The 14,732-nt window shown below is 47.6% G+C and carries 15 protein-coding genes; all 15 read right to left on the bottom strand.

Annotated features, from left to right (window positions below; genetic code table 11):
• A partial coding sequence (locus H627_RS20900; protein WP_211225689.1) for an outer membrane protein assembly factor BamB family protein occupies window positions 1-736 on the bottom strand: 736 nt, incomplete at its 3' end.
• Between the two features lie 3 nt (window positions 737-739).
• Window positions 740-1,954 carry a BppU family phage baseplate upper protein gene (locus tag H627_RS20805; protein ID WP_051225257.1) on the bottom strand — a complete coding sequence of 405 codons (1,215 nt, stop codon included), beginning with the start codon at window positions 1,952-1,954 and terminating at the stop codon, window positions 740-742.
• Complete coding sequence (locus tag H627_RS20040) at window positions 1,878-2,108, bottom strand: hypothetical protein (protein ID WP_152319443.1); 231 nt, start codon at window positions 2,106-2,108, stop codon at window positions 1,878-1,880. Before H627_RS20040 ends, H627_RS20805 begins: the two co-directional genes overlap by 77 nt.
• The gene (locus H627_RS0107230; protein ID WP_027828413.1) at window positions 2,101-4,941 is read right to left on the bottom strand and encodes a phage tail spike protein; all 2,841 of its coding nucleotides are present in this window, start codon (window positions 4,939-4,941) and stop codon (window positions 2,101-2,103) included. Before H627_RS0107230 ends, H627_RS20040 begins: the two co-directional genes overlap by 8 nt.
• Window positions 4,923-5,666 carry a hypothetical protein gene (locus tag H627_RS0107225; RefSeq protein ID WP_027828412.1) on the bottom strand — a complete coding sequence of 248 codons (744 nt, stop codon included), beginning with the start codon at window positions 5,664-5,666 and terminating at the stop codon, window positions 4,923-4,925. Before H627_RS0107225 ends, H627_RS0107230 begins: the two co-directional genes overlap by 19 nt.
• A complete protein-coding gene (locus tag H627_RS19675; RefSeq protein ID WP_226999151.1) occupies window positions 5,663-9,931 on the bottom strand; it encodes a tape measure protein in 4,269 nt (1,422 codons plus the stop codon). The genes H627_RS0107225 and H627_RS19675 overlap by 4 nt, the downstream gene beginning before the upstream one ends.
• A 6-nt stretch (window positions 9,932-9,937) precedes the next feature.
• Window positions 9,938-10,093, bottom strand: coding sequence for a hypothetical protein (locus tag H627_RS20630; RefSeq protein WP_226999150.1), 156 nt, complete (start codon window positions 10,091-10,093; stop codon window positions 9,938-9,940).
• Between the two features lie 52 nt (window positions 10,094-10,145).
• Window positions 10,146-10,502, bottom strand: coding sequence for a phage tail tube assembly chaperone (locus H627_RS0107210; RefSeq protein WP_027828410.1), 357 nt, complete (start codon window positions 10,500-10,502; stop codon window positions 10,146-10,148).
• Between the two features lie 184 nt (window positions 10,503-10,686).
• The gene (locus H627_RS0107205) at window positions 10,687-11,334 is read right to left on the bottom strand and encodes a phage tail protein (protein WP_027828409.1); all 648 of its coding nucleotides are present in this window, start codon (window positions 11,332-11,334) and stop codon (window positions 10,687-10,689) included.
• A gap of 12 nt (window positions 11,335-11,346) precedes the next feature.
• A complete protein-coding gene (locus H627_RS0107200; RefSeq protein ID WP_027828408.1) occupies window positions 11,347-11,718 on the bottom strand; it encodes a DUF806 family protein in 372 nt (123 codons plus the stop codon).
• A complete protein-coding gene (locus H627_RS0107195; RefSeq protein ID WP_027828407.1) occupies window positions 11,715-12,134 on the bottom strand; it encodes an HK97 gp10 family phage protein in 420 nt (139 codons plus the stop codon). The genes H627_RS0107200 and H627_RS0107195 overlap by 4 nt, the downstream gene beginning before the upstream one ends.
• A 2-nt stretch (window positions 12,135-12,136) precedes the next feature.
• Entirely contained in the window at window positions 12,137-12,478 is a 342-nt protein-coding gene (locus H627_RS0107190) for a phage head closure protein (RefSeq protein ID WP_027828406.1), read from the bottom strand.
• Window positions 12,471-12,815: a head-tail connector protein gene (locus H627_RS0107185; protein ID WP_027828405.1), complete on the bottom strand. Its 345-nt coding sequence runs from the start codon at window positions 12,813-12,815 to the stop codon at window positions 12,471-12,473. The genes H627_RS0107190 and H627_RS0107185 overlap by 8 nt, the downstream gene beginning before the upstream one ends.
• 72 nt (window positions 12,816-12,887) lie before the next feature.
• Complete coding sequence (locus tag H627_RS0107180; protein ID WP_027828404.1) at window positions 12,888-14,081, bottom strand: phage major capsid protein; 1,194 nt, start codon at window positions 14,079-14,081, stop codon at window positions 12,888-12,890.
• A partial coding sequence (locus tag H627_RS0107175) for a head maturation protease, ClpP-related (RefSeq protein WP_027828403.1) occupies window positions 14,081-14,732 on the bottom strand: 652 nt, incomplete at its 5' end. The genes H627_RS0107175 and H627_RS0107180, both read right to left, overlap by 1 nt.

Here is a 14,732-nt window from a genome sequence, read left to right as displayed (position 1 = left end):
GCCACACTTGCTTGCCTGTGCTGTCCAGCTTGGTAACGCCGCCATCGCCATCACCAGCGTAAACATTAAATTTGCTGTCTACTGCGACCGATAACACAGAGCCCGAGGACTGCCACTGCCACAATTGATTGCCATTGCTGTCCAGCTTGGTAACACAGGCACCGCTGCTATGGAAATTGCTATCACCTGCATAAACGTTGAATTTGCTGTCTACAGCTACCGATTGCACACCGCTTGGCGCCTGCCACTGCCACACTTGCTTGCCTGTGCTGTCCAGCTTGGTGACAATGGTAGGCCCATAACCACCAACGTAAACGTTTAACTGGTTATCTACAGCCACCGAGCCCACACCGGCCGGTTCCGTCCACTGCCACAGTTGCTTACCGGTGCTGTCTAGCTTGGTAACATAATTACTCCAATCACCGGAATAAACATTAAATTCGCTGTCTACTGCGACCGATCGCACAATGTCCGGCGCCTGCCACTGCCACACTTGCTTGCCTGTGCTGTCCAGCTTGGTAACGTTATTACTGTAATCGCTAGCATAAACATTAAATTGGCTGTCTACAGCTACCGATTGCACAGCGCTTGGCGCCTGCCACTGCCACACTTGTGTTGGGTTGGGTAAAAACGTTAATGCCTGGTACACACATTTTCCGCCATACCAAGCACTAGCAATCTTCTTGCCACCAAAATACAGCGACTTGACTTTTTTACCACCATAATAAATTGGCATTATTTAGCTCGCCTCCGTAACAAGATAGAGGGCAGTAGTATTTGTAGCTGAGCTTCTGGTGGCTGTCGCATCATCAGCCACAGACACAATCTTGGCATCCACGACTGCTTGCACCTGCGTCGCAGTCTGGTATTTTTTGTCGGCGTCAGCGGTCTTGAGATATGGCGTTAAATCTGGTGTCGTGCCATCCTTGCCAGCTGGGCCAGTTGGACCAGTTAGTCCTTGCAGACCTTGTGGACCCTGTGGGCCAGTTGGACCAGTATCACCTTTAATTCCTTGTGGGCCAGTGTCGCCTTTGTCTCCTTTTGGACCAGCGGGGCCTTGCGGGCCTTGTGCACCAACAGGTCCTTGTGCACCAGTATCGCCATCATTGCCTTTAATTCCTTGCGGCCCTTGTAATTCGCCAGCATCGGCCCAGCTATTGCCTTTCCAAATATAAAGGTGGCCGGCTACTAGATAGGTGTCTCCGGCTGTGTAACCTGTGGTCGGCAGCTTATCGACAGAATCAGCAGAACCCTTGATTTGTATGCCTGTACCGTCTTTGCCGTCTTTCCCAGCCGGTCCAACAGGGCCAACAGGGCCAACGGGTCCAACCGGGCCAGTATCACCAGTATCACCCTTGTCGCCTTTGTCCCCTTTGTCGCCTTTAATTCCTTGTGGCCCACGATACTTAGGATTATTAGGAATGTCGTTAGCCAATGCTTGTGCTGCTTGCGCTGCTTGATTTGCATTACTAGCAGCGGTGTTGGCGCCTGAAACTGCATTATCTAGTGTCTGCTGGGCACTATTGATGATGCCTTGCAGCTGAGCCTTAAGGCCAGACAATCCGCTGATGTAGTCGCTGTTATCGATTGCGGCAGGAATATCCTTTTCAACCACAATTTTGATGTTCTGTGTGCTGTCAATCAACGTCACGGCATCGCTGTAAATTTCAAACCAGCCGATCCCGTTTGCGGCAAACACTTGGCTGTGAATTGGATACGTGATGACACCTGTTTTCGGGTCAGTCGAAACGGTCACATTGTCATCAGATACCGATTTCCCGCCGGCTTTAGCATCCTTGAATCTGACCAGCATACCAGTCAAATCATAAGGCGTACCATCATAGTCAAGCAGCTGAGCAGTTAAACTCAGACCACGCTCACTTTGCCGCAGGTGCAGCGTCTGCTGGCTGTTCGTTCGCTTGTCCATTGTCAGTGTCAGGTTTGGCAGCGTCATTCACATTACCTTCTTTCTGCTTGAGCTGGTCCTTCAGAATCTGGTTGGCTTGGCTCAACTCGTCTACTTTCTGCTGAAGAATGCCAATCTGTGCCGCCATGCCAGCCATGTGATTAGCCAGCGTACGCGTTGCATAACTCATCGTGTTATCCATGATCCATCCCATTCTTTTGTAGTAAATAGTGTAAGTTCTTGACATCAATCAGCTGCAGTGATTCTCCTTGAATTGTTAATGAGGTCGGTCCTAGGGCGCTGGTCCCTGACCCATTGCTAATAGAAAATCCATTGGCATAAGACATCACAGCGTAACTGCCTCCACTTTTGCTCCTAATAAAATCAACTCCGTCTATCGTGCCGCCGTCAATTTCTGCGCCGTGAATCACAGTACCCGTGATCGAATTGCCGACAATGTAATTAGCTCCGATGTTGCCATTAGCATCAACAACAGAAGTCGTCTTGCCCGTGCTAGGGTCGGTATAAACCAGACCGCCAGCGCCTAGGCTACCAACTTGTGTGCCGCTGCCGTTGTAAAAAGTGACGTCGTTGTTGTTGTAGTGCACGATGCTGGCTAATTCATTGGCGCTTTGGACTTGCCCACCAACATAATCTTTGAAACTGTTGATGTCTTGATCGATAGTCTCCTTGAATTGGTTTTCCCATTCTGTCTGCTGCTCAGCAGTCTTGGCATCACCGGCCTTAAACGCTGCATTGGTCGTGTCGATCGCTCTTTTCCAAGCCAAGTCCATGTCATCCATGGCTTTACTGTTTTTCTGAGCCGCCGTGCTAGCCTTGTCTTCCGCCTTCTTGACCCATGCCGCCAGATCATCTGTCGTTGTTAGCGGACGATTACCAATGGTCACCTGGGTGTTCTGCTGCAAGAGTGTGTCATAAATAACATTAGTGACTTCGGCCTTGATGTTTAATCCAATTTCAGGCAGAAATACCGTCACTGTGTCATACAGCCGGACGCTTGCCAGATTGCTGTAATGCCCTTGCAGCTCATCATAATCGATGGTCAGCGTGATTTGTGGTTTGCCAATGTTATTGTCCCGGATATACGCCTGTGTAATGGATCGCAAATCGTCCACCGTGGTAATACCGTACTGGCTTGCGTCGAAATTGACGATGCGCTGATGCTCATACTGCTGACCATTTGGCATCGGTACGGCAATGTATTTTTCTGGCAGGGTTACCGTGACTTCGGTGGCTTCGGCAGTCATGTCATCAGCGGACCCACTTGGATCAACATCGGTGTTATTGCCAAACGTCAGATAATCCGCCTGAATCCATTCGTTATGGCCGATGTTGTACCAAGTGGCACCGCCGCCACTACCTTGTCCATAAATCGTGACCTGATTGCCTGTGGTGTACTGCTTAACACGAGTATTCCACACGCCCGGAGAATTGTAACTCCATACTGTGTCGGATGTGTCGCTACTCGTGTCACTACTGCTGCTGTCGCCACCTACTGGCTTTGGTTCTACAGCGTTGGCAGCCGAAAAATCCATGTATTGACCATCGATCCATTGGCTGCGACCAAGGTCATACCATGTGTTGTTGTTTTCGCCAGATGCTTCACCGTAAATTTGCCAGCGAGTGCCGGAACTAATCATGCGGACAATCGAGCCGTTAAAGCTGGGCCGGTTCCACAACGCAATCTTGCCTTTATCGACCTTGGCTGTGCCGATCCCACGTACTTTTTGGTAGGCATAGTCTTTAGCTTTGTCCAGCGCGACATATTGAGCACTGACCCATTGATTACCGCCCAGATTGTACCAAGTCTGGCCTGATTCGTCGGTGGCTTTGCCATAAGCATTCCACGCTGACCCATTAGCCATATAACTGCCCGTCACATGACGGCTAACCCATGGACTATTCCAAATGGCTACCTTGCCGGGGCCTACGTAATTGACTGTAATTACACCATCATATTTAGAAATTACCCCTGGTTTGTCAGCCAGACCAGCTGCAATCGTGCCCTTGCCTGTGGCCTTGTTACCCACGGTGCTGGGGAACTGTCCTGTTTGTCCTTTGTCAAAGCTGAGATAGTTGCCGTCTACCCACTGCTTACCGCCCAGGTTATACCAAGTGTGGTCATTGACTGTACCATTTTTGGCATAGCTAAAAATCTTAAATCGTGAACCATTGGTCAGTGTCTTGCCTGTTGCTATTTGACCCTTGAATGGTGTGTCATAGACTGGTAGACCGCCAGTGCCAGCGTACTGAATCAGTGCTGTACCGTCTAATGCAATGACATTACTGTCATCACCGGTTCCAGCCGTCTGGCCGGGCGTATATTTGCTTATTGGCCGAACAGCAGTATATACACCAGCGATTGTGTCTTGGTTCTGCAGTGACTTCAGGTGCTGGCCATACTTGATAACAATTCCTGTATCTCGCCCGACGTGATGCTCGAACGTCCATTGGTAATTATCAAACCACCACTCGGCATCATAAAGAGACGTAAAGGTTGGGCTTTTAGCGTCTCGACCGAAGAGAATGCTGCTCAGCTGGTCAATTTGAGTGGCATTCCAATTCACGATGGCCACATCGGTAATGCTGCTGTTGACCGTTACATCAGTTGGCTCGGCTAAATTTGACGCTACCATTGACCATACTTGGCTAGGACTAGCATTGGCCGTGCTTACATCGGCGGTCAGCACGTTACCAGACAAATCGCTCGCCACATGAGTAGCAATAATCGTCATTTCGCGCTGATTGTCTGACCAATCACTTTCGACCGAATTGATGCGGAACATCTGCTTGTTCCAGCCATCGCCCACATCGGCCATTAAAGTCCTATCTTTCAGCAAGCGGTCGGCGTTAAACTGCGTGTATTCACAAATCAGTGTCATTTGCGGAAATTGATCATACACCGATTCCACTTGGCAGCTGATCACGTGCTCCACGTACCCCATTCCAAGGGTGGATTGGTCATCTGAGCTATGTTCAAAAATCAGCGGAAATCTTACAGCATTGTCCGCCATCTTGGCATCACCTCTAATGTAATGTTTGTAATCGTTCCAAACGTGTTCTTGCCAGTAGCGAGAACTGGAAACGCATAGTTGTCGAACTGTACCATGCCAGGCTGATAGTTGTTAGCCGCGTCGTAAACTTCTTCAGTGTCTGAATCAACATACAGGTCGCCATTGAGCCCCAGGAAGTTGTACGTGACGCCATTCAGCACGAAGCTGCCATTGCCAGTGCCCTTAACATGCCATAGTGGCAACGCACTATACAGCCGTGGGTTGTTAATTACTGATCCGGTGCTGACTGGTTGGTATTTATCGCTTCCCGTTTCATAGGCATAAGGCAAACAGCTAAATGTCACCGAGAATGTGATTACCCCCTTGTTAATCGCAAACGGCGTCAGGGCACTTGGCACGGCTCGCCAGTAATAATCTGGGTAACCGTCAAACGCCAGTCTTTGATACCGGCTTAAATCGATGCCTGAAAACAACCAGTCTTCAACCGCTCGATGAAGCGGAGCAATATCAGACTGCTGAACTGGACGATAGGTCGTTAAATTGAACACTTGGGACACGTTATCAAACCGGTTGTTGGCCTGGATAACTGCCGCTGACTGGCCGCCAATCTGTGTGAGCGTCGATGAGAATAGCCCACCAGCCAGCTGACTGCTGTCGTAGGTAATTGCTAGGCCTAGGTCGGCGCTGTTTTGCCCATTCCATGTGATACCGCCAATGGCTGTCAAATAATTACACCTCCTCTTAATTTCTGATTAGTTAGCTGCTGCTGCATTTTCGGTGCTAACATCTTGGCTAATTGATCAGCAAATCTGTTGCTGCTAATCCCTGGCGTGTTATCACTCTGGCTATTCTGGGCAACAATCGCGAACAAACTGATGAGTGTGTCTAGTTTGTCGCTGATATCGCTGTCTAATTGGCCATTGTTGGTTGATGAAGCGCCCAAATTCTGATTGATGTTGCTCACCGCTTGCCCCAGCAGCTGCCAAGCACGGCTTGCTTTAGCTGCGCCTAGCGGCAATACTGTTTCAGGGCCATCTTCTCCGATAATGGCTGAAAGTGGCTGATTAACTAATCCACCATTGGCTAAGAAGTTGATCTGTCGGCCAGTACCAATGTTGCCCCATTGCCCGTTATGCATATAAGCATTAATGGTCGCCATGATCTGGTCTTCACCGTTCAAAATATTGGTGTGACCGGGTACAGCGAAAGTCATGAACGTGCTAGGAATGAACTGTAACAACCCTTCGGCTGGATCACCATTAGCCATGTTTTTATCCCAAACTGTCTGGCGAATTGAAGCATTGCCACCTGATTCACGTGCAATTTCACGCACGAACGCAGCGGCTTCGCTTGCAATACCATTTGGCGGATTAGCGCCCATTTGCCTCATTAGCCGCTCAACAACAGGTAACCATGCTTGGGCTTGCTTTGGCTGGCCAGCAACGCTGCTTGATTCCATTGACTTTTGAACAGTTTCCAGATGTTTCTTGATCCAGCGAGCAATGCCGTTATAAGCATGTTTGAAAATGCCCTCGCCGAGCTGTCCAAACGCTTTAACTGGCGCTGAGTTAATTAATCCGCTGATTGACTTCTCAATCAGTGCTGTAACGTGCTTAATCGGATGTGCAATCCAGTCAGTGATTGCAGTTGCTTTATCGCCAATCCATTTACCAACATCGCCAGCCTTATCAGCGACCCAAGATGATGCATTCTTCACACCATCCCACAAACTGCCGATGATGCCGCCTTGTGCAAAGCCGGGAATGCCATACATATCTGCAATGGCTTTACTTTCTTTGCCATTGTAAATATGGTCGCCATTTTCAAGAGGAAGAATAGCATTACGCTTTTCAGCATAAAGCCATTGACCGGTGCGCTTCTTGTGAATCAGCTCTTTGTAATGCTCGCTACCGTCATCATTGACCATAGCCAATTGCGTACCATTCTCGCCGACTTTACCGCCTTGGGCAAAGTGTACATAGTGTGGTAAGCCAACTTTTTTAACCCCGAAGAATCCAAGAACGTCATTGACTGCCGACAAGCCAGTACGAATAACTCTGACCACAAAGTTGATGCCGCTTTCCGCTGCCTTTTTGATGCCGTCCCAGATGCCGCCGAAGAATGATCCTACATCACCCCAAACGTCTTTCCACACCTTTTTGATTGTGTTAATGACACTACCAATTGTGCTTGAAATACCGTGAATGATTGGTGAATAGAACTTGACCATGCCATTCCATGTGTCACCAAAGAATTTAGAAATGGCACCCCACACGGTGTTCCACGTCTTCTTGATGGCATTAACCACATTGCTTATTGTGCTTGAAATGCCATTGATGATCGGCGTAAAGAACTTGACCATACCATTCCAAATGCTGCTGAAGAATTTAGAGATGGCGTTCCATGAATCGGTCCACACCTTATTGACAGCTGACAGGAACGAACTAATTCCCTTATGGACCGCATTAAAAGCCGCCGAGCCAACCTTAACAATCGTGTTCCAAATGCCAGAGTAGAACTTGGCAAGGGCCTGCCAATATTTGTTCCACACATTAGACACTGTTTTGGATGTACTGGTGATGAACTTGCCGATGCCATTCAAGATAGGCTTAATGAATTTAGCAATGCCATTCCACACTGCCATGAAGGGCTTTTCAATTTTCTGCCATGCCTTGATGGCTAAACCAACGATTAGGGCAATTGGAATTACAATCGCCATCTTGAGCACATTCAGACCGACCTTAGTGACCTTGACCACGCCTGCCCAAACAGCAGACATGCCTTTTGCGATTGGCGTCCAAATCTTATTCCAAACAGATGCAATTGATTTGCCCCAACCATTAACGGTCTTTAGAAAACCATTCCAGCCCTTAACGACTGACTTTATAGCGTTGTTGAAAAATTGTGGCAACTGACCGAACCACTTTGCGATTCCTTTGGCCATGTTCTGAACAGATTTTACAATGCCATCGACGAAGGCTTTAAACTTTGCGTTGTGCTTGTACAAATTAACCAATGCCACGCCCACAGCGATGATGACTGTGGCAAGCGCAATCCATGGTGAGGCTTTGACTACTAGATTTAATGCTTTCTGAGAAACAGCCATGATGTCGGCACGCTTGGCATAAAGATCTGCGGCTGCACTGATTCCGGAAATTGCCGCCTTGCCAATTTTCATTGCTGCCCACATCGCCAGCATTACCTTAGCTGTTGTCTGAATGCCACTCTTGTTCTTGGCGATATTGCTTAGTGCTGCTGCTACCTGATGCAGTGGGTTTGCAGACTTTTGTGAGTTTCCAGTTAAAGAATTAAATCCTTTGGCCAGTCCAGTTATGGTAGATGAGATTGTTTTCCAGATAGCTAATCCAAAAGTTTTTGCGATGCTCCACAAGCTACTACCAATATCGGTAACATCTTTTTTGTGCACCGAAACATAGTCCAGAACATTCTTGGCCCAATTAGCAATAGCTGCCAGTCCCTTACCTAGTGCAGTAGCAGCGCTTTGAACGACAGATGATGTCAAAATCCCAGCAAGTGATTGCATGCCACTATTCTTAACATCAAGCAATGGTGCTGCCATCTTAGCCTTGATTGATGTCCAACCACCTGACAGTTGCGCAATGGCACCTTCGCTAGTTTTCCCAAATTGGTCAAATGTGCTCTTGCTCGTTGCCCCAACTTTATAAACCAAGTTCATGAAGTCGTCAGACTTGAATTTACCGTCAGCAACCATTTTGGCAAATGAATCCTGACTGACTCCGGCAGCTTTGGCTAATTGTGCGCCTAATGTAGGCGCCTGCTTTTCAAGCTTGGCGAGGTTTGTTGTTGTTAACTTGCCTGAAGCAACGACACGTGTCATCGCTTTAGACAAGGAATCCATGCCGTCTCCGCCTTTGTGCGAAGCCGTGGCAATGCTGGCAATACCAGCACTAATGACGATAGTTTTATCTGTGACACCATGCGTCATGGTATCAACGGTGGTTTGCATGTTGTTAATTTCGCCACCGGTTGCACCAGTCTCACTGCGTAAATATGACATCTGCCTGGAAAGAATATGGATATCATTGGCCGACTTGCCCATGTTCTCCCACGTCATATTTAACTTTTCTCCGGCCTCGTTAAGTTCTAGCCCAGACTTTACCGTGTCAGTAATGCCTGAGCTTAGCCGTTGCCAGCCGCTCGTAATGGCATTGGTGAGTAAGCCACCCTCAACAATTTTGTGAAGTAAGCTCGGCGTCTTTTCGGCTTGCTTGTTTGTCCCTACTATGGCTTCCTTAACTCTGCTGAAAATAGACGGATTAGCCTTGTCCATTTCAGTTTGCAGGCCGGTCATAGAAGACTTAGCTTTTGCTAAACTGGTTGCTGTCTCGTCAACACGCGTCTTCTGTGTTCGCCATGCATCAGAATCTTTGCCACTAGCGCTGGCAATCTTGTCCAGCTCAGCAGACTGTTTAGACAGTTGCTCATTCAGATTGGTAATGGAGGACTTATAGCCTTCCATTTTGGCCTTATTAGCTTCTTGCTGATTGCCTTCAGCCTCTAAGCGAGTCACATAGGCTTGATTTGCCCGTGCAGCCGCTGTGTACTCTTGCTGTAAGCCGGCTAATCCAGACTTTTGATAGTCCATTGCTGCCTTGGCTCGCTCTTGCTGGGCTTGCATGCTGGCCAGTTGCTTAGTGGCACCATCAATTTGTTGCTGATACTTTAAAAACTGTTGAGCTGTTTCACTAGTATTACCCTTGAGTTCGCTTTGCTTAGCTTTTAGAGCGTCAATCTTGGCTTGCTGACCCTCAATAGATTTGCCCAGTCCTTCATATTTGGCTTGGGCCGCACCAGCGGCATCACCAGCAGACTTCATTTCGGCTTCTTGGGCCTTCCATGCCGATTGTGACGAACGAACTAGACTGGTCAGGCTCTTAACCGATTCAGATGCTTTGACCAGGTCCAGGGCAATTGATGTGGACATTGTCGCATTAATTTGTTGTGTCATTTTTTGTCACCCTTTCTCTTGGTATTGTTTCCACATCTTGCCCGGATCAACCGGACGATCCTTCTCATCGCGCGCCGCCATCATATTGCACATCTCGTAATAATCGGCATCATCAAAATCTTGTATCGACCAGTGAAAGTAAATTACGGCTTGCTTTTTCATTAGTAAAAAGTCTTCCCGCTGGTTTTTCAGATGGAATACCCGTTCTGGTGGGCTAATCCTTGTCGCTTTTGTCCGCGGCCTGCTCTTTCTTGTTAGCCAAATCGATGTCTTCATCACTCATGCCCATCATCCGCTCAAATGTGTAATTAACTGCCTGAATAGTGTCGGCGAATTCTAGATCTCCAAGTTTGTCCGTTTCTTGCTTATTCAGCCCAAGAACGGTGGTCAAGAAGTCGATGGACTGGTGCAACATATCGCGCTGCATCTTAATGATCTCAATTGGTTCTTTATCTTGAATGTCATCTGCCTGAGCCATGAGCAGCTGGAGGTCATACATCTTCTCCATGTTCCGATTGGTCGTCTTTACATTGTGTTCCCGATTGCTAATTGCCGTTACTTTAATTTTCATATGTGTACCATCCTTTGATTTTTAGTATTAAAAATGCCGGCTTGATGACTCGCACATCAATGTGGCTACTACCGGCTGTTCAGCTAATGCCGGGACTGCTGTTCTGTCGTTAGAGCTCTATAGTTACTCATCTGCTCATTCTTAATTGCATCAGAACCGGCTTCTCAGCACTAACTAAATGTAACTAGCCTTGTGTTGTGCCAGATCCTGTGCCAGAAACTGACCCACCAGCTGGTGGCGTTGGCAATACATATCCGCCAAATACCTCTTTGTACATGTTAGCTTTATCAAACTTGCTATCAAGATCGCTATAAATCTTGTACGGCTGATTGTTAAAGGCAATAGTAGAAAGAGCTGTATACGTTAAGCTATCATCAACACGTTGTTCTGCTGCCGCATCAGTCTGAATGTTAGCTGCGGTTTCAGTCATGATGCCATCGCCAAATCCATAGTAAACATAATGCAAGCGGTCAATGGTTTGAGTTGTAATCAACAATGCCACGTGAGCTTTCAAATTTTCGTCGGTATAACCGCCCTTGCTATCACTAACAAAGCCCTTGATTTGCTGCTTGATTTGGTAATCCAAGTTGTTAATATCCAAAGCTACTGATGGTTCTGAAGTACCAACGGTAACGTCTTGGACGTTGTTGTTGCCATAGATCTTAGCGATCGTGCCTGCTAAGCCTGTAATGTTGGCCGTTTTGGTGCCTAAATCCTTGTGATCGACAGTATAGATACCGTCTGTGCCTAATCCTGTCCCAGTACCAGAAACAAGCTTTTGATATTCATCTACCAAAGCCAACTGGATTTGATATAAGCCTACTGTTGCCATTAAATCGTCTCCTTAAATGTTTTTTGTCCTGCTGAAATAGAACGTGTTAAAAAGTTGCTGTGTGTCAGGGTCTAGCGTGCGTTGCCTGACAGCCGCTACCTGCCAATGTTGATGAGTAAATGCCTTCATCACGGCGATCTCGATGGCCTCAGGATCAGAATCAAGCGATTGTGAGTGCCAAATCTGTACTTCTACTTCCTGATTCAGCGCCCAAAAGTCATCATTTCCGAAAGATGCTGGATCATTAGCAGCATCAGTAATCAGCACAACTGTTTTATCTGTGCTATCTACCAACTCCTGCGGCAGGTTGTTGCCTTCGATTGCGTCAATTCCAGAGATATTTGCTTGGCTGAGAATAGATACAGCGTCGTCTACTGCACTCATTTATCTCCACCACCGTTCAGCTTGGCGATAATTGCTTGGTATTCAGCTTGTTCAGCCGCAAATACGGCGTCTTTAGCATCATTTCTTGCATTATCTACAAAATGGTCACCACGTAGTTTTTTAGTGCCATCATTAAGAAAACCGGCAATGTATGCCTTACTACCAAAGCCAGCGGTCGATTTCCCATTGTGATCACCATCAATGTCGCTAGCAGCACTCCGAGTATCGGCTGACAGATGGCCATACTTACCGCCATCACCCTTAGTATCCGGATGTTTTTCCTTGGTGGCTTCAGTGAGCTTGGTAGCTAGCACATCCGCACCAGCTTTTGTTATTTTTTCCTGGTCTGTAATACTCAGCTGCGCGGCTTTAGACACCTGTTTCAGCCACTGATCAAGTGCTACATCCATGTCCATCGCTACGCCCCCTTGGTAATCTTCGTGAGGGTCAGGTAATCATACCGGATAGCATCGTTACTGTCGTCTGGACTAATGTCTGAAATGTCATACACGATGCCATCTATTCTTGCCTGCTGTTGGCTTGCGTTACGTATATCGTGCCTGACAATAACTGTGATGGAATTATCCAAGCGTGTTCCCACAAGTGTGTACTGCTGGGTGAGTGTCCGTTTCTGCTGCTTGTAATGCAGGCTATAAGCGGGAACAAAGCTGGTGATATTAATGCCGGCACCAGTTTTATGTGACTGTGGAGAACCAAGCTCAACAGTTCGGCTGAAATCGGCCGCTTTAAAATTAGCCATTATTCCCACCAGTCTTTGCCGCTTGATCACGCTGAATCTTCCAGCGAATACTGTTGATCATGTACGCGTAGCTGGGCGGATAGGCCTTGGTTTGATCGGATAGGGTACCGCGTGAGTAATACATGAAGTCCACCAATACACGTACGGCTTGGTTAAACAATGGGTATTCCCTGTATATACCAACGTCAATCGTGTCATCAATAGCCCCAATTATTGCTTCTTCTGCGGTACTGATCATGCCAGCAAGAACCGAAGCATCCCCATCGGAATCAAGATTAAGATATTGCTGTATGTCTTCCGGGGTGACTCCCTGGCCAGCAATATACTTGTCTGTCATATTCAGCCCTCCCTTAATAGCCGCCCGTCATTATCAGCGAATTGTTTATTTCTTAGGCGACTAATAATCGTATTACTTACCAGTACCTGATGCTGAACCAGACGCTGAACCAGATGCAGAATCTGTGTTCGTTACAAAATATCCGGCATTACTATCGGCCTTTTCGACGCCAAACCGGAATGCGGCACCAAGATAACGCCCGTAAATCTTGCTGTCCTCCCATTCCAGAGTGACTTGCTGGCGATCTGCAAACAGAACACCGCGCTTTAAATCACCAACAAATGCCTTCTGATCACCCGCGGCCGAGCCAAGGAGCGTGTCGCCAACAACATATACTGGAACCCCCAAAAGAGAGCCCTTAGCAGTACCATCGGTGATTGAATCAGACGCATCATGAAGCAAGTAACGCCCATTCTTATCTTTCAACGTATCAAGCGTATTGAACAAGGACTGGGTAACCACAAGCGAACGGCTATATGCTGGATCAAGATCAACATTCAGGATGTGCTTCAGACTATCTACAAGAGTATCAGTGGTTGTTGCCTTGGCTGTGAATGACTGCAATACAGGCGCAATCATCGCATTGTAAGTGTTGACGGACTTTTCGTTGATAGACTGGCCAACGAGTGCGGTAAGATCTGTTTTAGAATCAGCAATAGCTTCCTCAGACAGTGGAATTGCACCACGGTATGTTTGTACAGACCAATCCACCTGTTCAAATTCAGGCTCAGCAAGCGTGGGATTTTCGGCCAGTTCTGCCACACTAGAAAAACGATCAGTCGCCCGCTTCAAGATTGGATACGTGCCCTTAGGGGTGGTAACCGGGGTCTTGGTAACCAATGTAGACAGATCAACAACCGAATTTACTTCTGCGGTAGGGTCATAGACGATCTCTTCCGGAATAAGCACGCCTGCTTCTGTCGAAGTGACGTGACCGGCTGCAGCATCAATCACCTTGCCGTGGCTATGGATGTAGTCGTTAATCGCCTTCTTCGTGGCGTCAATTGGCTTCTTAGACAGGTCTGTGCCCTCCTTTTTCTTGTCGTCTTCTGCCTGCTTTTTTGGCTCTGCCGGATTTTCGGCCTCCAGTGCTTTAATCTGATCGTTAATAGCGTCCCGACGTGCCTTGGCAGCGGTCAAGTCGTCCTTGATCTTTTGAAAATCGTCAACGGAGGCATTATCATCTTGCAACTTTGCGTTTAATTGAGCGTTCAAATCAGCGCACTTGGCACTGACATCGTTAAAAAGTGTTTGTAACTTGTCCATTATTGGACCTCCTTTTTTCCATAAAAAATAGCCAGCTTCTTGTTTAGCAGATTGTTCTGCTTTGGAAGTTGACTACGTAATTTGTTGTTCTCATCTTTCAGATTCTTGATTCGTTGAACCGCTTGATGTGAAATAATCGGGCCTACCGCATTTACAATTGGCGTATCGAAGTCTAGCTTTTCATCTGCCAGTCCTAATTCGACAGCTTGATCAGCGTCCAGCCACGTTTCTTTGTCCATCAATGCTAAAAAGTCGTCGGCAGGCTTCCCAGTTTTTGCAGAATACAGGCTTGCGATTGCGCTATCGGTAGTTTGCAGCATCCCAGAAGCAGCATCCATCTCATGAGAGTTTCCGCTGGCATCACTTGATGCGCGGTGGATCATCATCTTGGCGCCTGGAGCCATCTGAACTTTGTCAGCGCCCGTGGCGACAATGGTAGCGGCAGAGTACGCATTTGACATCACCTTTGCAGTCACATTTCCTTGATAGCTGCGCAAAGCATTGCAAATTTCTGTCGCCGGATCGACCTCACCACCATTTGATGTAATTTCAAGCGTGACATCGGAACCGTCCGTTGGCAGAGACCCAATCACATCAGACGGCGAAACAACTGCTTCTCCAAACCAATCACGATAAATCGGAGCGTCGTCG

The organism is Schleiferilactobacillus harbinensis DSM 16991 (genome assembly GCF_000425885.1).
Taxonomy (GTDB): Bacteria; Bacillota; Bacilli; order Lactobacillales; family Lactobacillaceae; genus Schleiferilactobacillus; species Schleiferilactobacillus harbinensis.
Note: the sequence above shows the minus strand (reverse complement) of the source record. Positions and strands in the feature narration are given on the sequence as shown.